Annotated in this window: 18 protein-coding genes; 6 read left to right on the forward strand and 12 right to left on the reverse strand. The window is 61.7% G+C overall.

Annotation, left to right across the window (positions count from 1 at the left end):
• The first annotated feature begins 22 nt into the window (after positions 1 to 22).
• The gene (locus AC1RQ5_RS13960; RefSeq protein ID WP_398475315.1) at positions 23 to 1,285 is read left to right on the forward strand and encodes an adenylate/guanylate cyclase domain-containing protein; all 1,263 of its coding nucleotides are present in this window, start codon (positions 23 to 25) and stop codon (positions 1,283 to 1,285) included.
• Positions 1,286 to 1,371: 86 nt separating this feature from the next.
• On the opposite strand, the gene AC1RQ5_RS13965 is transcribed toward AC1RQ5_RS13960, so the two are convergent.
• The 5 genes from AC1RQ5_RS13965 to AC1RQ5_RS13985 form a co-directional block, all read right to left on the reverse strand.
• Entirely contained in the window at positions 1,372 to 2,595 is a 1,224-nt protein-coding gene (locus AC1RQ5_RS13965) for a multidrug effflux MFS transporter (RefSeq protein WP_493199671.1), read from the reverse strand.
• Positions 2,596 to 2,818: 223 nt separating this feature from the next.
• The gene (locus tag AC1RQ5_RS13970) at positions 2,819 to 4,675 is read right to left on the reverse strand and encodes a TRAP transporter large permease (RefSeq protein WP_493199672.1); all 1,857 of its coding nucleotides are present in this window, start codon (positions 4,673 to 4,675) and stop codon (positions 2,819 to 2,821) included.
• Positions 4,672 to 5,340 carry a TRAP transporter small permease subunit gene (locus tag AC1RQ5_RS13975; protein WP_493199674.1) on the reverse strand — a complete coding sequence of 223 codons (669 nt, stop codon included), beginning with the start codon at positions 5,338 to 5,340 and terminating at the stop codon, positions 4,672 to 4,674. The genes AC1RQ5_RS13970 and AC1RQ5_RS13975 overlap by 4 nt, the downstream gene beginning before the upstream one ends.
• Before the next feature lie 118 nt (positions 5,341 to 5,458).
• Positions 5,459 to 6,592, reverse strand: a complete 1,134-nt coding sequence (locus tag AC1RQ5_RS13980) for a TRAP transporter substrate-binding protein (protein ID WP_493199676.1) — start codon at positions 6,590 to 6,592, stop codon at positions 5,459 to 5,461.
• A 190-nt stretch (positions 6,593 to 6,782) separates the two neighbouring features.
• Complete coding sequence (locus AC1RQ5_RS13985; RefSeq protein ID WP_493199678.1) at positions 6,783 to 8,042, reverse strand: MFS transporter; 1,260 nt, start codon at positions 8,040 to 8,042, stop codon at positions 6,783 to 6,785.
• Positions 8,043 to 8,228: 186 nt separating this feature from the next.
• Between AC1RQ5_RS13985 and AC1RQ5_RS13990 the strand changes: the two genes are divergently transcribed.
• On the forward strand, positions 8,229 to 8,609 hold the full coding sequence (locus AC1RQ5_RS13990; RefSeq protein ID WP_398475303.1) for a hypothetical protein: 381 nt from the start codon (positions 8,229 to 8,231) through the stop codon (positions 8,607 to 8,609).
• A 154-nt stretch (positions 8,610 to 8,763) separates the two neighbouring features.
• Here the strand turns inward: AC1RQ5_RS13990 and AC1RQ5_RS13995 are convergent, their stop codons facing one another.
• Positions 8,764 to 10,275 carry a caspase family protein gene (locus AC1RQ5_RS13995; RefSeq protein ID WP_493199680.1) on the reverse strand — a complete coding sequence of 504 codons (1,512 nt, stop codon included), beginning with the start codon at positions 10,273 to 10,275 and terminating at the stop codon, positions 8,764 to 8,766.
• A 243-nt stretch (positions 10,276 to 10,518) separates the two neighbouring features.
• On the opposite strand from AC1RQ5_RS13995, the gene AC1RQ5_RS14000 reads away from it, so the two are divergent.
• From AC1RQ5_RS14000 to AC1RQ5_RS14010, 3 genes are all read left to right on the forward strand, one after another.
• Complete coding sequence (locus AC1RQ5_RS14000; RefSeq protein WP_493199682.1) at positions 10,519 to 11,448, forward strand: ornithine cyclodeaminase family protein; 930 nt, start codon at positions 10,519 to 10,521, stop codon at positions 11,446 to 11,448.
• A 213-nt stretch (positions 11,449 to 11,661) separates the two neighbouring features.
• Entirely contained in the window at positions 11,662 to 12,045 is a 384-nt protein-coding gene (locus AC1RQ5_RS14005) for a hypothetical protein (protein WP_493199684.1), read from the forward strand.
• Positions 12,046 to 12,283: 238 nt separating this feature from the next.
• The gene (locus AC1RQ5_RS14010; protein WP_493199686.1) at positions 12,284 to 13,039 is read left to right on the forward strand and encodes a DUF262 domain-containing protein; all 756 of its coding nucleotides are present in this window, start codon (positions 12,284 to 12,286) and stop codon (positions 13,037 to 13,039) included.
• Between the two features lie 946 nt (positions 13,040 to 13,985).
• On the opposite strand, the gene AC1RQ5_RS14015 is transcribed toward AC1RQ5_RS14010, so the two are convergent.
• The 5 genes from AC1RQ5_RS14015 to AC1RQ5_RS14035 all read right to left on the reverse strand — a co-directional run bounded on the left by AC1RQ5_RS14015 (position 13,986) and on the right by AC1RQ5_RS14035 (position 19,343).
• A complete protein-coding gene (locus AC1RQ5_RS14015) occupies positions 13,986 to 14,354 on the reverse strand; it encodes a 4-fold beta flower protein (RefSeq protein WP_493199687.1) in 369 nt (122 codons plus the stop codon).
• Positions 14,355 to 14,648: 294 nt separating this feature from the next.
• A complete protein-coding gene (locus tag AC1RQ5_RS14020; RefSeq protein WP_493199688.1) occupies positions 14,649 to 14,846 on the reverse strand; it encodes a hypothetical protein in 198 nt (65 codons plus the stop codon).
• 27 nt (positions 14,847 to 14,873) lie between these two features.
• Positions 14,874 to 15,674 carry a DUF1883 domain-containing protein gene (locus AC1RQ5_RS14025; protein WP_493199690.1) on the reverse strand — a complete coding sequence of 267 codons (801 nt, stop codon included), beginning with the start codon at positions 15,672 to 15,674 and terminating at the stop codon, positions 14,874 to 14,876.
• On the reverse strand, positions 15,671 to 15,964 hold the full coding sequence (locus tag AC1RQ5_RS14030) for a hypothetical protein (protein WP_493199692.1): 294 nt from the start codon (positions 15,962 to 15,964) through the stop codon (positions 15,671 to 15,673). The genes AC1RQ5_RS14025 and AC1RQ5_RS14030 overlap by 4 nt, the downstream gene beginning before the upstream one ends.
• Positions 15,965 to 16,001: 37 nt before the next feature.
• Positions 16,002 to 19,343 (reverse strand): TM0106 family RecB-like putative nuclease, encoded by a 3,342-nt coding sequence (locus tag AC1RQ5_RS14035; protein WP_493199694.1) that lies wholly within the window; start codon positions 19,341 to 19,343, stop codon positions 16,002 to 16,004.
• A gap of 55 nt (positions 19,344 to 19,398) precedes the next feature.
• On the opposite strand from AC1RQ5_RS14035, the gene AC1RQ5_RS14040 reads away from it, so the two are divergent.
• Entirely contained in the window at positions 19,399 to 20,388 is a 990-nt protein-coding gene (locus AC1RQ5_RS14040; protein ID WP_493199696.1) for a helix-turn-helix transcriptional regulator, read from the forward strand.
• Positions 20,389 to 20,431: 43 nt separating this feature from the next.
• Here AC1RQ5_RS14040 and AC1RQ5_RS14045 read toward each other — a convergent pair whose 3' ends face one another.
• Complete coding sequence (locus AC1RQ5_RS14045) at positions 20,432 to 21,529, reverse strand: hypothetical protein (RefSeq protein WP_493203603.1); 1,098 nt, start codon at positions 21,527 to 21,529, stop codon at positions 20,432 to 20,434.

Consider the following 21,529-nt stretch of genomic DNA (forward strand, 5'->3'; position numbering starts at 1 on the left):
TGTAGCGTTTTGGGAATCGTTGATGGACACTGCCCCCCGTATCGAACTGATGAACTGGCTCACCGGCCAGGGCCTCACCGGTTCACCTGAAAGCGATCTGATCCGCGGGTTCTGCGAGCGCTGCCTCGCCATGGGCATTGAGCTCTCGCGCGGACAGGTCTTCCTCGACACCTTGCATCCTCTCTTCGAAGGGCGTGGCTTTCGCTGGAGCGACAGGCCGACCAATGAGAGCGAGATGTTCGAATATGGCTCGACGGCCACCGGCGACGCCGCGGAAAGCTGGCGTCGTTCGGTGTTCTTCCACATGCTGGAAGAGGGGCACAGCGAGATGCGCCTCGACCTGTTCGATCCCGCCGTCAGCGAACGGTTCAACATGATCGACAGCCTGCGCGACAAGGGACATCGCCATGGCGCCGTCTTCGTGCACAGGTTTGGCGAGCAGGGCTCCATGGGCAACATGGACTGCGTCTATTCGCACTGGACGACCCGCCGCGACGCCGGCTTCGACGAAGGCCAGATGACGGCGCTCCGCGAGCTCGTGCCTTTACTCGGCCTTGCGCTGAAATCGGCCGCGCAGATGGAAATCGCGCGCACCCTCGGCCGTGTCTATCTCGGCCGGGACGCTGCTGAACAGGTTTTACGCGGCCGGATCACGCGCGGCGTCACCGAGCGCATCAAGGCGGTGCTGTGGTTCTCCGACCTGCGCAACTCCACGGGCATCAGCGAAGCCATTGGCCCCGATGAGATCATCCCGTTTCTGAACGACTATGCCGAGGCATCCATCAATGCCATCCACGAATCCGGCGGCGATGTGCTGAAGCTGATCGGCGACGGTGTGCTGGCCATGTTTGCGGGTGATGACATCGCCCAGGCCAAACGCAATGCATTGCGCGCCGAGCACTACTTCCGCAAGAACATCGTGGCCTTGAATGCCAAGCGCAGTGCTGCCGGCCAGCCGGTGACGACGGCCTATGTCGGCCTGCATATCGGCCAGGTCTTCTACGGCAATATCGGCAGCGACGACCGGCTCGATTTCACCGTGGTTGGGCCGGCGGTGAATGAAGTCAGCCGCATCGCTTCGATGTGCAGTTCGGTCGATCGCCCGCTGTTGACCTCGTCGGAATTCCAGTCACGGCTCGATAGCGACGGCCGGAAATATCTCGTCTCGACCGGCCGCTTTGCGCTACGTGGCATCGGCCATGCGCAGGATCTCTATACGCTCGATCCGCAGATCGGCACGGATGAAGTGATGCGCGGCACCTATGAGCGGTATCTCGCGCGGTAAGCTCCGTTCGTAGGATGGGTTGAGCGCAGCGATACCCATCACCACATGCGTCCGGCGGTGATGGGTATCGCTGCGCTCAACCCATCCTACACGACGACTGCCTTGGCACGCATCGCATAAAGAAGCATCGCCAGCAGGCACCCGCCGCTCAGAACGATGCCGAGTGCCAGCAACGCATCAGGCACGATCGTGGCGACCAGAAACACGCCAATCGCCGCGCCTGTCATCTGCCAGAATCCGAGCAAGGCCGACGCCGCACCCGCATGGGTGCCGAACGGCGACAGCGTCTGCGCCGTGCCGAGCGGATTGACCACCCCCATGCCGAGCAGGAACACGCAGGTGGCGGCGATGAATGTCGCGACATTGGCGTGCACATAGGCCGTCACGAGAATGGCGAGCCCGCCAATGAAGGCGATCAGCAGTCCGTAACGGATCGCGCGCTCCAGCCCGAAGCGCGGCGCCAGGCGCGCGGCCAGCATGCCGGATCCGAACACGACCATCACCGTGCCGGCGAAGAACAGGCCGAGCGCGATGGGCGTGAAACCATAACCCTCGATCAGGATGCGCGGCGCGGCGGAGAACATCGAGAACAAGCCGCCCATGATCAGGCTGACGGTTGCCGCAGGGATCAGGAAATGCCGGTTGGTGGAGAGCTTGCCATAGGTGGTGCCGATGGCGATGGGATTGAGCGGAATGCGCGTCGCATTGTGGGTCTCGCCAAGCGTGGCAGCAAAGGCGATGGCGGATACCAGTGCGAAGGCGCCGACAAACACGAATTCCGAGCGCCAGCCAAAGAAATGATCCAGCGCGCCACCAAGCAGTGGCGAGAAGCCGGGCGCCGCCGCCTGGGCGATCATCACCATCGTGAGCACGCGGGCAAGTGCCGCGCCGCTGAACAGGTCGCGCGCGATGGCGCGCGACAAGACCGAGGTCGAACAGGCGCCGGCCGCCTGGATGGCACGGCCGATGAGCAGCGAGGGCAGGTCAGTGGCGAGGCCACACCAGATGCTTCCGGCGATGAAGACGGCGAAGCCAGCCAGCACCGGGAGGCGACGACCATAGCGATCGGAGATGGGGCCGACCACGAGCTGGCCCAGCGCGAATACAACGAGGAAGATCGTGATCGATGCGGTCACGGCCGGCGTCGTCACCTGCAGCGCGACCGCCATCTGCGGCAGCGACGGTAGCAAAATATTGGTCGCCAGCGTGCCGACCGAAGCCAGCGCTGCCAGCACGGCGATCTGCCCGGCGGTGGAGGCGGTTTCCTGCGCCGGGTTATTGGCCACGTTCTCAGCGGTGCGGTCGGTCATATGATGAACCTCATTTAAAGAATGATGTACATCATATAACGCGGCCTGCAAAGGGGATGTCGGTCCGGGCGGATTGGTGCTGGTCAAATGGAGAGCGCCGGTGCGTAGGATGGGTAGAGCGAAGCGAAACTCATCGGCGGAGCTTGCCGCATCGGCGGAATGATGGGTTTCGCTCCGGCGCTATCGCGCCTGCGCTCTACCCATCCCACGGCTGCGTCAGCCCTCAGTTCCCGTACAGGTAATTCGGCAGCCAGAGCGTCAGGCCGGGCCAGATATACATCAGCACCATGCAGATGATGACGATCACCATATAGGGCATCATGCCGGCAAAAATCTGGTTCAGCGTGACATGCTTCGGCGCGACACCCTTGAGATAGAAGGCCGACATCGCCACCGGCGGCGACAGGAACGCCGCCTGCAGGTTCACGAACACCAGGACGCCCCACAGGATCGGATCGATGCCGAAATGTTTCAGCATCGGCAGGAAGATCGGCACGAAGATCACGATGATCTCGGTCCATTCCAGCGGCCAGCCGAGAATGAAGATGATCGCCTGCGACAGGATCATGAACTGCAGCGGCGTGAGGTTCAACGACAGCACCCAGCTTTCCAGCAGCGCCTGACCGCCGAGAATGGCGAACACCGCCGAGAACAGCGCCGAGCCCACGAACAGCCAGCACACCATGCTCGTGGTCTTCGCCGTGAGGAAAACGGCTTCCTTGGTGCGTTTCCAGTCCAGCGTCCGCGCCTGAAACGCGAGCAGGAACGCGCCGGCGGCCCCGACCGCAGCCGACTCCGTCGCCGTGGTGATGCCGAGCAGGATCACGGCCAGCACGACGGCGGTGAGGAGACCGAGCGGCATCACGGAGGATGTCAGCAGCCGCAGCACCTCGAACTGTTCGGCGCCCATGGTCCAGTAGTAATAGAACAGCAGCAACAGGATGATGGCCGCGGTAAAGGCAAAGTAGGTGTAGAACTCCGGCGATGGTCCCGTATAGGCGGGCGCGTTGCTGGTCTGCAGTTCGGCATTGCCCATCTGCTGCAGTGTTTCCGGCTCGCTCTCCTGCGAGGAGCTTGACTGCGACGAGCCGAGCTCTTCAAGCTTTTCTTCGGCAGGCTCAGACTTGCTTGCATCGCCGGTCTGCACGCGCTCGGTGATGGCGGCAGGCGCGGGCGTATCGGGCTGCGGATGGATGACCACATACCACCACGCCGCCCATAGTGTGGATAGCGCGAGGATCAGCGGCACCAGCGCGAAGCCGAGATTCTTCAGGATGGTGCCATAGCTGATCCGTGCGCCATCCATGGTCAGCGCCATCGCGCGCGAGGGGGCTACGGCGGCCGTCAGCAAAGCCGGCAGCATCCTGTGCGAATAGGCCTGCTGCAGGTCGGCGATCCATGGCCGCACCGGTACACGCGTTTCACTCTCCGGCAGTTTTGGCGCGATCTTCGGGTTCAGCAGCGCCCAGCCGATGATGTAGACGAGATAGAGGAACGCCAGGAAGAAGCCCGGAAACATCGCGGCGGCGTAGAGCTTCACGACCGATTGCCCGGCCACGGCCGCATAGACGATGATCATCACCGACGGCGGGATCAGGATGCCGAGCGTGCCGCCGGCGGTGATGACGCCGGATGCGAGCTTGACGTCGTAGCCAGCCTCCAGCATCGGGTTGAAGGCGATGACGCCCATCAGCACCACGACGGCGCCGACGAGGCCCGAGGCGATGCCCCAGAATGTGCAGACGATCAGCGTCGCCACGGCGAGCGAGGCCGGCACGCGGCGGAAGGCGAGCTGGATCGAATAGAACATCTTGTCGACCAGCGCGCCGCGCTCCATCACATAGCCCATCAGCACGAAGAGCGGGATGGAGATCAGGACGTCATTGGTCATGGCGCCATAGGTGCGCTGGACCATCAGGTCGAAGATATGATTGTCGGCCCAGGATTCCCCGGCTCGGTAATAGGCGAAGAAGCCGAAGAACATGCCGAGGCCCATCAGCGTGAAGGCTGTGGGAAAGCCCAGCATGATCACGACGACGATGAGGCCGAGCATCAGCAGGCCGAGGGCGGGATCGCTCATTTCGGCGTCTCCCCACCCATGCCGCGCTGGCGGGCGCTTTCCTCGATATCCTGCGCATGCGCGATGGCATTGCGGCGGGTCTCTTCACCGACATGTTCGGAGAGCGCGAGCTGTTCCTCCACCACGTCGATCTCCGAGACGTCCTTGAGCCGGCTCGGCCATGCCCCGGTCTTGAGGCAGATCGCGGCACGCGCGATTTCGGCAATGCCCTGCAACAGCAGCAGCGCACCGGCCAGCGGGATCATCGCCTTGAAGTGATAGACGGGCGGGCCGTCCGCCGTGACATTGGAATGCTCGCGGATGCGCCAGCTGTCGCCGGCATAGTCCCAGCCGGCATAGACCAGCGCCGCGATGCCCGGCAGGAAGAACACGATATAGAGCACCAGATCCAGCGAGGCCTGCGTTCGCGGCTTCATCGACGAATACAGGAAGTCGCCGCGCACATGCCCGTTCTGCGCCAGCGTATAGGCGCCGCACAGCATGAACAGCGTGCCATAGAGCATGTTGGAGGCGTCGAAGATCCAGGCGGTCGGCATGTTCAGCAGATAGCGCTTGAACACTTCGGCGCAGACGAGGCCCATCAATCCCAGAATGAGCCAGGCCGCAGCCTTGCCGGCGAATGTGCTGATGCCATCGATGGAGTGCAGAAAACGCTCGGCGGTCATTGCATGGAAGCCAGTTTACGAGAACATGGGCATGTGAGGGTCGGCGAGTGCAGGCAACAGCAAAGCATCATCCGGGAGGATGGTCCCGGATGATGCGGGGCACGTGCGGCGTCAGCTGTCAGGTCTTCTTCTTCGCGTTCGGTCCGAAGTAGTGGTTATAGGCCATGCGGCGATTGACCACCGTGTCCTGCTCCCACTGGGTGGCGCGCTTGGCGAAGGCCATCTGCGATTCCACGATCTCCTTGAACAGCGGGTTCTCCGCCGACTTCTTGGCGACCACCTCGTCATAGACGTCGAGCTGCTTCTGCAGCACGGAGTCCGGTGTCTTGTAGAACTTCACCTTGTCCTTGGCCTGCAGGTCCGCATAGTCCTGCGAATAGCGGTCGATGGCCTTCCACGACATTTCCTGGCCGGCCGCTTCCGCAGCCCCCGCGATGATGGCGCGCAGCTTCTCGGGCAGGGCGTCGTATTTGGTCTTGTTGAACAGGATCTCGAACTGTTCGGCATTCTGGTGATAGCTCTGCAGCATGCAGATCTTTGAGACGTCGGCGAAACCGAGAATGCGGTCCGACGAGGCATTGTTGAATTCGGCAGCGTCGAGCAGGCCGCGATCCATCGCCGAGACGATTTCGCCGCCGGGCAGCGCATTCACGGCGGCGCCGAGGCCGGTGAACACGTCGATGGAAATGCCGACGGTGCGGAATTTCACGCCCTTGAGATCATCGGCCTTCTGCACCGGCTTCTTGAACCAGCCGAGTGGCTGTGTCGGCATCGGCCCATAGGGCAATGATACGACATTGGCATTGATGGACGCATAGAGTTTTGCCAGCAGCTCCTTGCCGCCGCCGAACTTGTGCCAGGCCAGCAGCATGTTCGCATCCATGGCATAGGCCGGGCCCGAGCCCCACAGCGCCAGCGCGGTCTGCTTGCCATAGTGATAGACCATCACGCCATGGCCGCCATCGAGCGTGCCCTTCGACACCGCATCGAGCAGCCCGAAGGCCGGCACCACGGCGCCCGCCGGCAGCACCTCGATCTTGAGGTCGCCGCCGGTCATGTCATTGACCTTCTTGGCGTAGTCCTGCGCGTATTCGTGGAAGATGTCCTTGGCTGGCCATGTGCTCTGCCAGCGCATATTGATCGGCCCGGTGCTTTGCGCGAGAGCCGGTGCCGCAACAGTTGCGGCAGCGCCGGCCGTGGCGACCTTCAGAAAGCGGCGCCTGGACGGAGTCCTGTCCTTGGTATCGGTCATTGTGTTCTCCCCGAGTGGTCGTCCTTTGCGGACTGACCTTGTTGATTGAGGGCAAGACAACGGCTTGCCCGGTACTTTGGCAAGAACCATCGCTTCGCTGCGACGCTAGGACGCGGACGAACTACACTAACCAAACGTGCTGCAATGCGGAGAGTGCATCAGCGAAGGCGGGTGAACTACACAAAGGTGGTCAAGCTTGTGTCGATGCACATCCGTCCTCATCACCGACCATGTCCGGCTGCCGCGTAAATGCCACGGCCGGCGAGTTCAGGATCACCAGCGCCTGCCAGGCAAAGCCCGCGACGGCGAGATAGAGGCAGGCCTCCGCATGATACAGGCCGCCGATTACGGCGGCGATGCCGGTGCCGATCGGTCGCGCGCCATAGCTCAGGATGTTGATGGCCGAAACCCGCCCGAGCAGGCTCGGTGGCGTTACCGATTGCCGGAGTGTCGCCGTGGAGATGACCCAGAGGATCGGGCCGACGCCGAGCAGGAAGAAGCTCAGTCCGGCCAGTACCGGATAGGGCCACCAGATCGTGAGCGCCATCACGAGGGACGCGACGAAGCCGGTGACGGGGCCAAGCGCGATCACCGTGCCGAATGGCAGCCGCTGCATCACCCGCGTCGCCGCCAGCGCGCCGACCACCATCCCGGCGCCATACATGGCCAGCGTGATGCCGATGCCGGCGGCGCTGAGGCCGAGATGGCGCACGGCATAGGGCACGAAGATCGCGAGGATCATGAAGGCCGCCGCGCCGAAGATGAACTGGGTGACAAAGACCGGCCGCAGATAGGGATGCCGTGCGACGAAGGACAGGCCTTCCGCGATATCCTGCATCGGCTTGCGTCGCTGCACGCTGACACGTGCGGGCTCGGAGAGACCGGCGAGACAGACGACCGCAATGATGGAGAGCGCAGCAGCCGCGCCAAAGGCCGGTGCCGCGCCGACCAGTCCCACCAGCGCACCGCCGATGGCCGGACCGCCTGCAAAGGCCACCGTGCGCGCCAGTTCGATCCGCGCATTGGCGGCGCCCAGTTGGTTCGACGCGACCAGGGAAGGCACCAGTGACGGCGCCGCAACGCTGTAGGCCACCGTGCCGCATACGGCGACAAAACCGAGCAGGGCGAGCAGGGGCAGGGTCAGCATGCCCCACCAGATCAGTGCGAGGGTCAGCAGCAACGACAAGGCGCGCAGCGCTTCGGCGCCTGCCATCAATGCCCGCCGCGACATCCGGTCAGCCAGCAGCCCGGCCGGGATGGCGAACAAAACGAACGGGAGCGTCAGCGCGGTCTGCAGCAATCCGGTCTGGCCTTCGCCGACACCGAGCAGCAGCACCGCCACGATGGGCGCCGCTGCGAGCGCGATCTGCTCGGCCGATTGCGCAGCCAGGTTGGACCAGGCGAGACGGTTGAAGGTGGCGGGCAGGTGGTCGGCAGGCGAGGCGGTCATGGCGTGTCCTGGGTTGCGGGACGACCATTGGCCGGCTGTGGGGCCGGAACCACCCGTTTACCGGCAACCTGCCGTGAAACGCAGGCGATTTCGCCCGGTGCCCCGACGACTCCCGCGTGCAGATTGTGATAAAGCTCACCAGCGGCGCCTCTGGTGGAGACGTCGGAGCTAGTCTACGAGCAGGACATGGATCGGACCGACAAACTTTACGGCCTTTGGCGCGAGCAGGGCGGCGCCTGCTTCTATTGCGACGGCCCCACTTTCGTTCCCGATCGCGAAACCAAGGATGCCGCGCGCCGTCGTCTGCGCATCGAAACGGGCGTCGCAGGCGCTGGCAAGCACCTCAATCAGCATGTCGCCACCATCGACAGCGCAGCCAAGGCGATGGCCTGCAAATTCTGCAATTGCAGCCGGGAGGGCAAAAGCCCCGGAGCCCATCGCAACACGATCCAGGCCATCGTCGCCACCGACCGTCATCCGGTCAATCGCCTGGTCGAGACCTATGACGACGGCCGCCTGTCTTGGGCGCCGATCGCGCTCAGGCCCTCCGGGACGACCCCCGCCTGACTCTCGAGCCATTGATCGCCCAGCGTCTCATCGAGGCGCTTGACGCGCGCGCGGTCCGAACTGGACGCCAGCGCCGGCCCGCCGGGCCCAAGGCCGCATCGGCCCATCCCGTCTCGTTGAATCCCGGTGCGGCAGGGCGGTGGGTCGATGCGCCTCACGGGGCCGCGGCCAGGTAGACCTCTCCCAGCAACGACGAATTCGACCACGGCACCTGCTTGCCTCTGGTCGAGGCGACGACTTCGGATCGCACCCGTGTCAGCATCTGCTGCAGTTCCAGACCGGGCGTCACGATGTGGCGTGCCAGCGCGGTCGTGAAGGGGCTGCTGGCGCCGTCGCCGTCGAAAGCGACCTGTCCCGGTGCCGTTGCAAATGCGATCAGCGTTCCGGCCCCCAGGGTTCCGCCGCTGCTTAGCCCGGCTTGCGGTGCGAGTCCGGAGCGGATCACGATCGATCGGCTGGCAACGGAGTCGCCGGGTGTTCTGGACGCGAATGGATTGTCGCGGCAGGCGTCGAGCACGATCACATTAGTCCGCAGCTTGTCGTCCAGGCCAGCCATGATGAAATCGAGATCAATCATTTCGTCGGGGAGTGTCTTGTCACTGGTCAACTGTGCGTCGATCGGCACGAGATAATTCCTGCCGTCGATCTGCATGCCGTGCCCGGCAAAGAAGATCAACGTGACCTTCGCGCGGGGGGCTTTTGCCAGAAACTCCTTCACCGCGCGGCGCATCGCGTCGCTGGTCATGTCGATTCCTTCGGTCGTATCGAAGCCGATGCTGCGCAGTTCCTGCGCGATCAGCTTTGCATCCCTTGGCGGATTAGGCAGCTTGCTGGCGGTGCCATAGGCGCCGTTGCCGATCACCAATGCGATCTTTTGCATTGGCGCCGAAGAAGCGGCGGACGACGCGATGTCCTGCGGCTCGCTGTTCAATACCGCAAGACGGGCAGCCGCGATTTTCTGCTGCCTTGCTGCATCGATGATGGGGCTCCCGGCCTTGTTGGTGAAGCGGATTGTCTTCGGCTGTTCGAGTGCACGCGTATAGGCCTCGCGGGCCTTGGCAAGGTCATGGTTGCTTTCGGCGAGCTGGCCCTGCGCGACGTAGATTTCAGCGACGCGGTTGTCGAGCGCGAGCGCACGCATCAACTCGGCCTGGGCTTCCTTCGCGCGTCCCAGAATGCGGTACGTGATCGCGCGGCCCGTGAATGCGCTCAGCTCGGTTGGATCGAGTTTCAACGCAGTGTCGTATTCCTTCAACGCGCCTTCGGTGTCTCCCTTGTCGCGCAGGATATCGCCGCGCAGGGTCCGGGCTGGTGCGAAACGTGGTGCAAGCCTGATACAGGCATCGGCGTCCCTGATCGCAAGGTCGAGGGCGCCGAGAACCCGATGCACGCCCGCACGCGATCCGTGCGAGCCGAACTGGCGATCGTCCAGCGCAATCGACAAATCCAGATCGGCCAAGGCTGCCTGATAATCTTGTTTCTGCGTGTGAGCCCAGCCGCGATAAGCGAGATATTTGGCTTTGTCAGGCGCCGAAAGTCGCCGGCCACTCTGCAGGAGGTCCGTGCATGCTTTCATTTTGGCATCCGCATCGTTACTCTGCGTGCAGGCGGCGTCGGCGCTGATGGCAAATGTGGGCGATGGACAGGCGATCGCGAGCAGGCTCATAAGGAGCGGCAGCATGTGCCGGAAACGATGCATGCGTATCCTCGCAGTATCCCAGGTGGAGAAATTCACGCGTTGACGCGATGTCACGCTGATCATCCCGCAGACTCAAAGCACAGATCATCCATTGTTTCCATGAAGTGGATTGATACGAGATATGTCGCAGCCACCGATCATCTGCAGATGGCGCAAAGATGACCCCCGAACCTTGGACAGCGTTCTTACTTCATGACCAGCAAACTCCCCGTGCCGCCGTTCCTCAGCCATGACGCGACGATCGGGCGACTGGACTGGCCCGGCGCTGTGAGCGCGTTGCGTGAAGGCCATCACTTGCCCGTGGCGGAGATCAAGGACGTCTTTCTCGGCCCGCCCACCGGCACGATGATGAGCCGCTCGGCTTACATCGAAGGGCTGGGATATGGCGCCAAGACTTTTACGGTGCTTGACGCCAATGCGGCGCGCGGCATCCCCACCGTGCAGGGCGCCATGCTGGTTTTTGACAAGGACACCGGCAGCGTCCAGGCCGTCGTTGACAGCGCCCTGGTCACGGAATTCAAGACCGCTGCGGATTCGGTGCTGGGTGCCAGCCTTCTGGCGCGTCCCGACAGCAGGCATCTGTTGATCGTCGGCGCGGGGACGGTGGCGACCAGTCTCGTCAAAGCCTATGCGGCTGCACTGCCGGGGATTGAGCGCATCTCGGTGTGGTCGCGCAGGCCGGAACAGGCACAGCAATTGGTCGCGCGGTTCAGTGAGCGCGGCATTGATGTCGCGGCGGTCGCCGATCTGCAGGCTGCGCTCGGGGAGGCGGATATCGTCAGCTCCGCCACGATGGCACGACAGCCGGTGATCCCGGGCGCGTGGGTTCGGCCTGGCACCCATGTCGATCTGATCGGCGCTTTCAAAGCCGACATGCGCGAGGCCGATGATGCGCTGATGAGCAAGGCGGCCGTGTTCGTGGACAGCCGCGTGACTGCGCTCCACATCGGGGAACTGATCGCGCCGATCGCTTCGGGCGCCATTACGGCCAACAGCGTGTTGGGCGATCTCTACGATCTCGTGCGCCCCGACGCGCGCAGGCGCCGGTCGGACGACGACATCACGCTGTTCAAGAACGGCGGCGGCGCGCATCTGGATTTGATGATCGCGTCCTGGATCGCGCAGGTAATGGCGGGCTGAGGGACCGATCTTCGAGCCTCGGATGGTAAGGCCCCCTAACAATGTCCCCAATCGATTCCTAAGCCATTGATTCCATTGCGGTCAAAAACGAGTTCGGCGCGAAAATTTGACCCGGTACCCCTATAACGCTGTCCCCGATACAGGACAGCTTAAAAGTGGTCCATTTCCGCTGCTTTGCGAGGGGGAAGACAGCGAGACTTCGACAGGTAAGACATGGATCGGAACAAGAAACTCTATGGTCTCTGGCGGGAGCAGGGAAGCGCTTGCTTCTATTGCGACGGCCCGACCTTCGTCCTCGATGTCGAACCGAGGGATGTCGCGCGGCGGCGCCTGCACATCGAGCTCGGCGTTGCGGGTGCGGGTAAGCAACTCAATCAGCACGTGGCCACGATCGACAGCGCTACCAAAGCGATGGCCTGCAAGTTCTGCAACTGCAGCCGCGAAGGCAGAACTCCGGCGGCCCACCGAAAGATGATTCAGGCGATCGTCGCCGCGGAGCAGCATCCGGTGAACCGCTTGGTCGAGACCTATGGTGGCGGTCATCTGTCATGGACGGTGATCGGCGCGAAGCGCTTCTTGATCGGACGCGAGGCATGATCCGCGGTCCGTCCTAGATGCATGTCGAGCGGATTTGAGTAAAACGTTTCGGCGAATTGCCAAGACCTAAAAGCCCAATCGCGCGCGTTAGCCGAGCAAGGTCGATCTTCCGGGAATTCGATATTCGGCGGCCTGACTTCCGCCTCGGCCCAGCGACCTTGATCTCGCTGACTTTGAGCCAAGCGCTTGACTCCCTTCCAGGTCCACCTGATCCTTTTTACAGTAGCAAGGAAATCAGATGACCATTCCCAGACGATCAGCGTTTGAAGATAAATACAATTCGACGCTTCCGCTTCTCAAGGACGTTCTCGCCGACATTGATTGCGGGAAGACGGTGGTTCCGCAATTTCATCGAAAGTGGTGCTGGCAGGACAAGCATATTCATCGGCTGATCGCATCAGTGGCAGAGGGGGCTCCCATCGGATCCGCAACTTTCATGGAAGCGCGTCCGATCAGTCATCGAGCATTCGAGGGCGTGCGATTGAAAGATGAGCGCACTCCGCCGGTGCAACTCGTGCTGGACGGCCAGCAGCGGTTGACTGCCCTTTATCTGATTTGCAACGGGCAGGGGCCTGTCCGGATCGCAACCAAGGGCGGGTTCGAGTACCGGAGGTATTTTTTCCAGATGGAAAAAGCGGCTGACGCCAATGCTCCGCTCGAGGACGCGATCCTTTCAATTTCGACCCGAGCGGACGGATCTCCGATCGCCAAGCGCGAAATGCAATACTCGGATGTCTCGGCCCAATACGCACAGGGCGTCTTTCCGACGAACATGCTGTTCGATTTCGTGACGTATGAGCGCAGCTACTGCGATTTCTGGAATGCTTCGGAAAGCCAACGGACCCGACAGGACGCCATCCGCGTCTTGCACGAATTCAGATCGGCGATCATCGACACGTTCGAGAACTACAAGGTCCCAGTGCAGACGCTGAACAAAAACGTGCCGATCGACGAGATCGTTAGAATTTTCGAGAATCTAAATCGAGCGGCGTGAGAGAAGACGAATGGCTTCAGCGAGGTCCAGCGTACGCGCGATTAAGCATTCCGAGGCGCATGGAGACTATCAGACAGTCTCTAAACTTCTCCGATACTACGGAGACAGTATCGAGAACTCGCAAGACACCGAGGCGAAAATCGAATATCGAAACATTGTCGCTCGAATACAACCATTCATTGAGTATGAAAAAGTCTATGGCGTGGGAAGCTTTCTGGAACTAGATCGCCCTCTCACTCGATACAAGATTTCGATCGGTTTGATCACCAACGAGCAAGTGGAATCGGCCCTGCGGCATCGCGCCAGAGGCCTTTTTCGGTCGTCAGCGCTAAGAGGGGGAGTGCTTCCTAAATTAGCAGTGACTGCGATCTCTCTAACGCCGTCAAACGTTGAATGTTTGTCACTCAATATTTCGCCAGCAATGTTGCAAGAAAATGGACAACATCATTGTCATGATTTGACCGGCGGTCTCCTAAAGGCGGGCCGGTTTCCAAGTCGTTGCAGCACATTCGATCGTCTCGACTGCCGAAGCCGGGAGAGGGTAAGTCAGAATCGGAGTGGATGCAGCGTTCGTGAGCGTCGAGGCAAGATCGATCCGCAAAACAATCGATGATTTCTTCATGACAGAGGAATTAGTCCGACACTGTGAAATGCTCGCCGCGTCACAGATTGACGGCAATTTCCGAACGGGATCATCGTCGAATAGGGGCTTCCGTGAAGAAAAGAAATCGCGACGAAAAAATGGATCCGCCAGCATATTAACTTCCCGACTGCCTCACAGAACTCAATCGCATCGAAAAGGGCAGAGCGTCCAGTACTGGGACGGTGCGCTGCCCTCTCAGTCGGTGTTAGTGCAACCGATCTTTGCACTGTTGCTGATCAACGGGGATTGGTGAATAGCCCCGCCTACTTGACCATTGAATAGATGGTTGCCTGCACCAATTGTCTATTGCGCGAGCCAGCCAAGGTGAGACATGACTGACCAACCACCCGCAGGTGTTGCGGGGCGCGCTGGCCGAGCAGGCCGCGCTGGCCTAGCGGGTCTCGCCGGGCGCGCTGCTCGGGCCGCGCGCGCCGGCCGAGCCGGTCGCGCCGAAGAAGCCACGCCATCCCCAGGATGCCATCCGACAGGGCGACCAGCTTGATCGAGAAGCGTCGTGCCTCGCAGCGGCCCGAGCCAATTTCCTGTCTCTGCGGACCACAAATGGCCACCAGAGATATAGGCGAGCCAATTCATATCCGTGTCGAACAGGTGGGACGCACTATTGTCGAGCCATGCGATGAGATTCGCGTCGCGATCGAAAATGCTGATCATGCTAGTTCTCACAGTAAAAGGAACGCTTGCTAAATTGCGTGCCGGAGTAAGGCTCGCCTTATCCAATTTGTTCTGGATGAAACCTGATCAACGGATGCGTCGCACCCGAACGGCCTTCGGCATTCCCTCGACGTGCATCTGCCGACCATCCACGATGACGCGCGGGCGATACTTGTATTGGTAACGATAGTAGTACTGGTCTTGGCGCCACACTGATCCGTTCGCCAACCTGACGATCGTATCCCCGCTCCAACCCGTCCAAGTTCCTTCGATGCGCGACTGCATAGCTATCTTCTAGTCTAGCTTACGAACACGAACAGCGCGACTCATGCCATCGACGTGCATCAAGTTGCCGACAAGTGTGACTTGGGGGCGGTAGGAGTAGTGATACTCGTAGTGATATTCTTCCTGACGCCATACCGAGCCGTCGGTAAGCTTGACGACCGTATCGCCATCCCAGCCATTCCACTCGTCATCGACCTGTTTCTTCATCTCGAATTCTCCCGAAATTATTCCTTTTCACGCGACCTTCGGCAGGCACACCACCTCGGCGATTTCGGTAGCGATTTCTTCGACGGTGTGCGTGCTGGTGCTTCTCGCGAGCCGGTCAGCGAGGGAGGGCGAATACCCAATGACCTCGCTCTTCGATACATTGTGCCAGACGGGTAGGAGAATTTGATCGCCCGACACCGCCCGTGTCACAAGGCCATCCAACTCGTACTCCGGCCATCCCTTACCGAAGAAGGCTTGAGATAGGACGACGACGCCGAAGCGGCTGCTGCCTAGACCTCGATCGATCTTCCGTCGGAGGCTGTCGCCTATGCGGAGCTCGAACTCGTCGTACCAAACGGATAGGCCAGCCTCGCGTAGCGCTCTCGCCAACGGCCGCACCACATCATCCTTGTCTTCCGAGGCGTGAGAAATGAATACATCGAAAACACGACCGTCCGGAGATTCGGGCGCAGGAGCAGTGTCGTAGTCAGCCTCCCGCACAAGGGTGGGGACGCTTCGAAGGGGCGCTTCATTGATCGTCGGCAGCGGCCGGAGCGCCTCCCGCCTAACAACCTGAACGCCAGATCTTACAGTACCGCGCAGGCCCTGCATGTCCACCGCGACGTGCCAGGCGCCGGAATGCGGGACCTGCAGTCTGACAGGAGAACTCCTGGCGAGACCCCCGACATAGCGGTGCTGACGTCCCGATTTGTAGCTGCTCAAGTTCGAGCCATCCATCAAACGGACGTTTGCGGCACTTCCGCTCAAGGTCACGACGACCACGCTTCCCCCATCGATGTGTCCGAGGTTGTAGTGGGTAAAGTTCATGATTCCTCTCCTAACTGGGCTGCTAGACGATCGATCATGCCAGTCTGGAACTGTGCATTTGTCTCAAAGAACAGCACCTTGTCCCGCATCAGGCGGATCGTCTGCCGCGCCTGAAAAAGAGGCGCTCGCCCGCGAAGACCAGCCGGAGCAACTGATAGACCGACCAGTTTGCAATCGCGAGCGGGGGGCGCCGAGTCGATGGGGCCGCGGCGATCGCGAGCAACTACGAGTCCGCGTGGATGATGTTGGCAAAGGCCGCTGTTCCCGAGTGCCATTTTCTTGCGTTTCATGCGTGTTCCGATAACGGCACATTCGCACGCGCGGGTGTCAGAAGCTGTCACCCCCGTATTCGAGTAGCAGGCAGAGCGCGTTTACTAACGCCATCTCCTCGATCGTCCGGCACGGCGTCTCAAGGAGCGCCGGGCTGGCGAAGACCATCGCCGCGACCTGCGCCCGCGACACAGCGACGTTGATACGGTTAAGAGAGAAAAGGAACGCGATGTCCCTCGGCAGTTCCTCCCCGCTCGAGGTCGTCATCGAGACAAGGCACACTGGCGCTTCCTGCCCCTGGAAGCGGTCAACCGTGCCGACACGGACGGCGTCAGGCAGCCGCGCGCGCAACGCGTTCACCTGCGCGTTGTAGGGCGCGACGACGAGGATGTCGGCAGGACCGACGACGTGCTCGCGACGCTCGCGGTCGCAGTAGATCGATCCCTCTACCTCGACGATTCTCGCGGTGATTGCGTCAATTTCCTCGGGGCTGACCTGCGAACGGCCGAAGTGCACTACGGCGCGCATCCCGGCTCCGACTAGATTGGCGCCAGTGCGGGAGATCAGTGTTTGGCCGCCCGCCGCTTCGTCGCTCCCGAGTCTGTCCTCGTAGACCGCAGTCGAGATGAAGCCGCAGACGCGCGGGTGCATGCGTCGGCTTACGGGCATGAACACGCCACGATCGGATGGAACGACACGATGACCATCTATCAGGTATTCAAGGCATGAGCGGCCGCTGTCGCCGGGGTGGCTGCCCTGCAACGGTTGAGGCAACTGCATGGGATCCCCGACGAGCACGATGTTGCGAGCGCAGCGCGCCATGGCGAGGATGTTGGCGATGGAAACCTGCCCGGCCTCATCGACGATCAGGTGGTCGTAAGCCGCGTCCGTATAGCGAGCGAAGTGCCACGCGGTCGCGCCGACGACGTCCGCCGCATCGATCTCAGGGGCGTCGTTATCACTGACGAAGATAATCCCAGGATGCGCATCATCTTCACCGTCGTCGGACGCCTTCTGAACGATGCTGCACGGAATACCTTCGGCGCGGGCCCGGTCGGCCACCGCCTCGAGCAGGTTGCCGATGGCCTTGTGGCTGTTCGACGAGACCGCGATGCGCTTGCCGGCGCGGACAAGGTCCACGATCGAGAGAGCGCTGACGTAGGTCTTACCCGTTCCCGGCGGTCCTTGGATGGCGAGCGTCGTGCCAGCCATCGCCGAAATCGCGTGACTCGTCTCCGTCGGCAGATCGCCATCGGTTGATATGACACCGTTGGGGCGCAGGCCGTCGGCGAACATCGGCGGACACTGCGTCAGGAAGTGTTCTACGGCGGGGAGGCGGCCTGTATTGGCGATGATCTCCTCGGTGACCGCGGCGACCGCGTCCTTTAGGACCTTGTTGCGCAGCGGCTGCGGCGGCAGAAGGTCGAGCCGATCCGGGAGCTCACCCTTCGCCGTCGAGCGCCTTAGCACGAGCGTGTTCGTTTCATGGTCGATCGATCGAAGGTTGACGTCCTCAGGCATCGTCGCCGGCTTCACGCACGGCGCCTTGCCTGCGCGCAACTTCGTCTCCTGAGCCGGGAAGCGGTAGGTCCGCTCGAACGACTTGGCGGTGACCTTCACCGGCTCTCCGACGGCCTCAAGACCCTGGATACACTCGAGGTCGTCGAGCAATTCCTCGCTTTCCTGCGCGAGGCGATCGAAGATCGCCCACCAGGTCGGCTTGTCCTCGCGCTCGTGGAACTGACTGAGGTCGAGCAGCAGGTCCGCAGCCCGCTCTCCGAGACGCTGGCGGAGCGGCTGCAGCCGCGCGCGCAGCGCCGCTACTTCCTCGTCCTCCGTATCCACATTGGACAGAGTCCCTCGCTCGGGCACTGTGCCGAGCACCGGCCACGGCATCGCCGCCGGGCGCACGTCGCGGACTAACCAGTCGCGCAGCAGCTGGGTCGATGCGCAGTCGGTGCGGTTGTAGTCATGGATCTCGTCGAGCAGGTGCTGCTCCTGCGTCTGACGCCACTCCTCGTAGAATACGACGCTGGCGCCGGCGGTAGCGACGCCAGCCGCCCGTTTTTCCATGTAAAAGGCCTCTAGGTCCTTGATCGAGTAGCCTTTCTCTGACGCGATCATCGCACCCGACACGACCTTGAACAGGTCGACGAAGCGTCGCTCGCGCTGGAGCTGGTCCATCGCCGCTTCGCCGGTCCTATGCTGCGCGGTCAGCCGGCGGAGTGCGGCGATCTCGTAGTTCGCATAATGGTAGACGTGTGCATTGGGGAAGCGACGCATGCGGTCGATAAGGAACGCCAGCAGTTCGGCGACGGCGCGGCCCTCCGCCTCGCGGGTGTGCGCCCAGAACGCGCGGAACTCCCACGCGCCGTTCTCATGGAACCATATACCGTGAAGGTATTCTAAGCCGCCCGGGAAGTAGGGATCGCCCTCAATGTCGTAGAAGACATCGCCGTCATCGGGAGCGGGCAGTAGGCCAAAGCCTTTGCCGGGCTCGGCGTCGCGCAGCTCGAACGACGGCGGCCCGCCGGCGCGGCGCGCCGACTGCAGCCGCGCCTGCGCTACCAGTTTGCGCTGGGTCTCGGCTGCCATCTTCGGGACACGATCAGCACGCGCGGCGAGACCTGCCATGGTTTCGATGCCCGCGGCCTCCAACTTCTGGCGCTGCGAACGGCGAATGCCGGCGACGAGTGCGAGGCTGTCCTCGGCCTCCCACCGCTCTTCGCACCGAACGCTCCAGCGGCAGAGCGCGCATGCGGATACGGGTTCGGGACGGGTCTCCGGCCTGTCCCCAAGGAACGCCTCAAGCATCCGACGCGCGTGGCGCGCATAGGACGACACCTGCGACAGCCGCACGGTGAAGCGGCTGCCGTCGCCGAGCTGCAAGTGCGCCGCCTCGGGTGCCACGCCCTGCACCTTCGCAAGCAGGTCACTGTATAGGCAGAGCTGCAAAACGTGCTTGGGGTCGGGCTTGCGCTTCAGCTTGGTGTCGACTACCTCGTAGGACCATGCGCCGAGGTCGGACGGTCGTTCGACGCGCTCGAGGAAGTCGCTGTAGCCGCCCCACGCACCATCGAGCAGTGCACCTTGGAAGATCACGTCCGGCCCGCCCAGCATTGCCTGATGCGTGAGGCGGACGGACTCTTCCAGCGACAGGCCGTTTTTCGGAATCTCGACGATAGAGCGGCCGTCGGCCTTCAGCTGGTTCAGAAAGGCGAATTCATGCTCGTCACCCTGCTGCTGCAGCAGCTTGGCTTCGGCACCGTCCTCGCTCGGCGCCAGGTCGCCGACCTCGATCAGCCGTAGGTCGAGTGTCGTCGCGTGGCGACACCCCTTGAACCGCATCAAATCGGAGGCCGAAAGCCTCATCGTGCCATCGGTTTTGCGCATACGCATTCCCCTTTCTTGCGATATAGCGCATAAGGGTGACAAAAGCTGTCAGAGTGCATCTATGTCGTTCGCGAAGGGTCAGGAACTGCTCAAGCTCGCGATGATGGCCACGGGCCGGAGCGGCGTGTCGCTCGAGGAGATCGTCGACGAGTGGGGCTGCTCGCACCGCACCGCGCAGAGGATGACCGACGCGCTGCAGGCTGCATTCCCGCAGACTGTGGCCGTGGACGGCGACGACCGCAAGCGCCGCTGGCGTATCCAGACCAAGGCAATTGCGCCGTTGTTAACGCCCTCGGCGCAGGAGCTTGCCGCCCTCGCGACCGCGATCACCGAGCTCGAGGCTGGGCAGATGACGGCGGAGGCGGCGACGCTACGCCAGCTCCAGTCCAAGGTCCGCGCGCTCCTCCCACCCGGTGCCGGCACGCGGCTCTCAGTCGACGAGGAGGTGCTCCTCGAGGCACTCGGCCACGCCGCCCGACCCGGTCCAAAGCCCGTCATGAATAGCGATGTCAATGCCGCGATCTCGGAGGCGCTGAAGGGGCCGTTCCTGCTACGGATCACCTACCGCCGACGTACGCAGGATAAGCCAAGCGAACGCATTGTCGCGCCGCACGGGTTGTTGCTCGGCGTCCGGCGCTATCTTGTAGCGCGCGACACGACGAAAAAGGCTGCGCGTCTTCAGCACTATCGCGTCGAGGAGATCTATTCGGCGGAAGTGCTCGGCGAGAGCTTCGATATCGATCCGGGCTTCAGCCTCCGCGCACATGCCGAGAAGGGCTTCGGCTCCTACGAGAGCGAGGCCCAGCACGGCGAGGTGGTGTGGCGCTTCTCCCCTGACGCAGCCGACCACGCCCGCCGGTTCGTGTTTCATCCGACCCAAACAGTCGAAGAGGAGAGAGACGGATCGCTGCTTGTGAAGTTTAGAGCGTCGGGACATCTCGAGATGTGCTGGCACCTCTATACGTGGGGCAAGTCGGTTGAGGTGCTACAGCCTGCCGCGCTGCGTGAGATGATCAATGGCCATCAGCGCGAGTTCGACGCGCTTCCGTAATCTTCGTTTCTGGATTTCATGTCTGCGTCCGTGCTGCGAATCGTCAGTTCCAACCGAAAATCGGCTCTACTGGATTGGATCGGCATTCCTCGTCATCAAGCGTCTGCGATTGTGAGATCAACATCTTTCTCCGCACCTCATCCAAATTCAACCGCAATGCGCCGATGGTCCGATCGTCCACAAAAATGCATTGTTCCAGGACGCCGTCAGCGAGAAGCTTGAAAATATCGATCCAACTACAGCCGAGTTTAGCGGAAGCCTGACCAATGCTGAACGTGTCCTTTGGCCGCTTTTCGACCTCGGTTGCGCGGCGTGTCGCTCGAGTTTGCAAATCCAGTAGCTCATCTCGACGACAAGCGGGTCGGATCGAACCATCTTCGCACATAAGCGGCCTTAGGGTGACAAATCCTGCCTCGAGCAGCCAATCAAAGCCGACGTGAGTAATTCCGAGAAAACTGGCCGCTGCGAACTTCGGCATTGTATCGCGAAGCGTCTGGAAGAATTCTTCGACTGGTTGCGCATCAAACAGAAGGCGCACCTTGCTTCGAGCGATATCATCGACGGTCGTAAAGCCCGCCAGAACTAACAGCTTCTCGACGCGAGTGTGGTGACTGCCGAGTTTGCGCGCGAGACTATGGAAACTGTGTTTTCGACGCTCGGCAACTTCAAAGAAAAACTTGTCTTCGGGGCCGAGCGGAAGATTAGCCATAGCGTGCGACTTCAGAGTGCTGAAGACTGGTTCAAAATCTGGGTCGTCTAGTTTGCGCGTCAGCCAAGTGTAGAATCCGCCGTATACCTTATGGTTGCAAGGGGTCCGTGATGTCCACCGCCCTTCGAAGAGTTTGTCCAGGAAATCGTATAGTGGCTCCCCGTCACGACTGAGTAGTTCAAATCCGTGATCGCGGCATGCTCTGAGTTGTTCTGGAGGGCAAAGATCGCGACGGAAAAACGGATCCGCCAGCATGTTCATCCCACCGACCACCTCACAAAGTTCGATTGCGCCGAAAAAGGGTAGGGCGTCCAGCGTCGGGACGGTGCGCTCTCCTTTCAGTCGTCCGACCTGATATGTGTCTACCGGTGAAGGCAGTGTCGCTTGCCTTTCATCATGGAGATTCGAAATTTCATCCAGGTTTTCTCTCAC

The organism is Tardiphaga sp. GW821-FHT12E02 (assembly GCF_058807155.1).

Coding starts and splice junctions, on each gene's coding strand:
- AC1RQ5_RS13960 (WP_398475315.1), top strand. CDS start 23: ATGGACACTGCCCCCCGTATCGAACTGATGAACTGGCTCACCGGCCAG.
- AC1RQ5_RS13965 (WP_493199671.1), bottom strand. CDS start 2,595: ATGACCGACCGCACCGCTGAGAACGTGGCCAATAACCCGGCGCAGGAA.
- AC1RQ5_RS13970 (WP_493199672.1), bottom strand. CDS start 4,675: ATGAGCGATCCCGCCCTCGGCCTGCTGATGCTCGGCCTCATCGTCGTC.
- AC1RQ5_RS13975 (WP_493199674.1), bottom strand. CDS start 5,340: ATGACCGCCGAGCGTTTTCTGCACTCCATCGATGGCATCAGCACATTC.
- AC1RQ5_RS13980 (WP_493199676.1), bottom strand. CDS start 6,592: ATGACCGATACCAAGGACAGGACTCCGTCCAGGCGCCGCTTTCTGAAG.
- AC1RQ5_RS13985 (WP_493199678.1), bottom strand. CDS start 8,042: ATGACCGCCTCGCCTGCCGACCACCTGCCCGCCACCTTCAACCGTCTC.
- AC1RQ5_RS13990 (WP_398475303.1), top strand. CDS start 8,229: ATGGATCGGACCGACAAACTTTACGGCCTTTGGCGCGAGCAGGGCGGC.
- AC1RQ5_RS13995 (WP_493199680.1), bottom strand. CDS start 10,275: ATGAGCCTGCTCGCGATCGCCTGTCCATCGCCCACATTTGCCATCAGC.
- AC1RQ5_RS14005 (WP_493199684.1), top strand. CDS start 11,662: ATGGATCGGAACAAGAAACTCTATGGTCTCTGGCGGGAGCAGGGAAGC.
- AC1RQ5_RS14010 (WP_493199686.1), top strand. CDS start 12,284: ATGACCATTCCCAGACGATCAGCGTTTGAAGATAAATACAATTCGACG.
- AC1RQ5_RS14015 (WP_493199687.1), bottom strand. CDS start 14,354: ATGATCAGCATTTTCGATCGCGACGCGAATCTCATCGCATGGCTCGAC.
- AC1RQ5_RS14020 (WP_493199688.1), bottom strand. CDS start 14,846: ATGAAGAAACAGGTCGATGACGAGTGGAATGGCTGGGATGGCGATACG.
- AC1RQ5_RS14025 (WP_493199690.1), bottom strand. CDS start 15,674: ATGAACTTTACCCACTACAACCTCGGACACATCGATGGGGGAAGCGTG.
- AC1RQ5_RS14030 (WP_493199692.1), bottom strand. CDS start 15,964: ATGAAACGCAAGAAAATGGCACTCGGGAACAGCGGCCTTTGCCAACAT.
- AC1RQ5_RS14035 (WP_493199694.1), bottom strand. CDS start 19,343: ATGCGTATGCGCAAAACCGATGGCACGATGAGGCTTTCGGCCTCCGAT.
- AC1RQ5_RS14040 (WP_493199696.1), top strand. CDS start 19,399: ATGTCGTTCGCGAAGGGTCAGGAACTGCTCAAGCTCGCGATGATGGCC.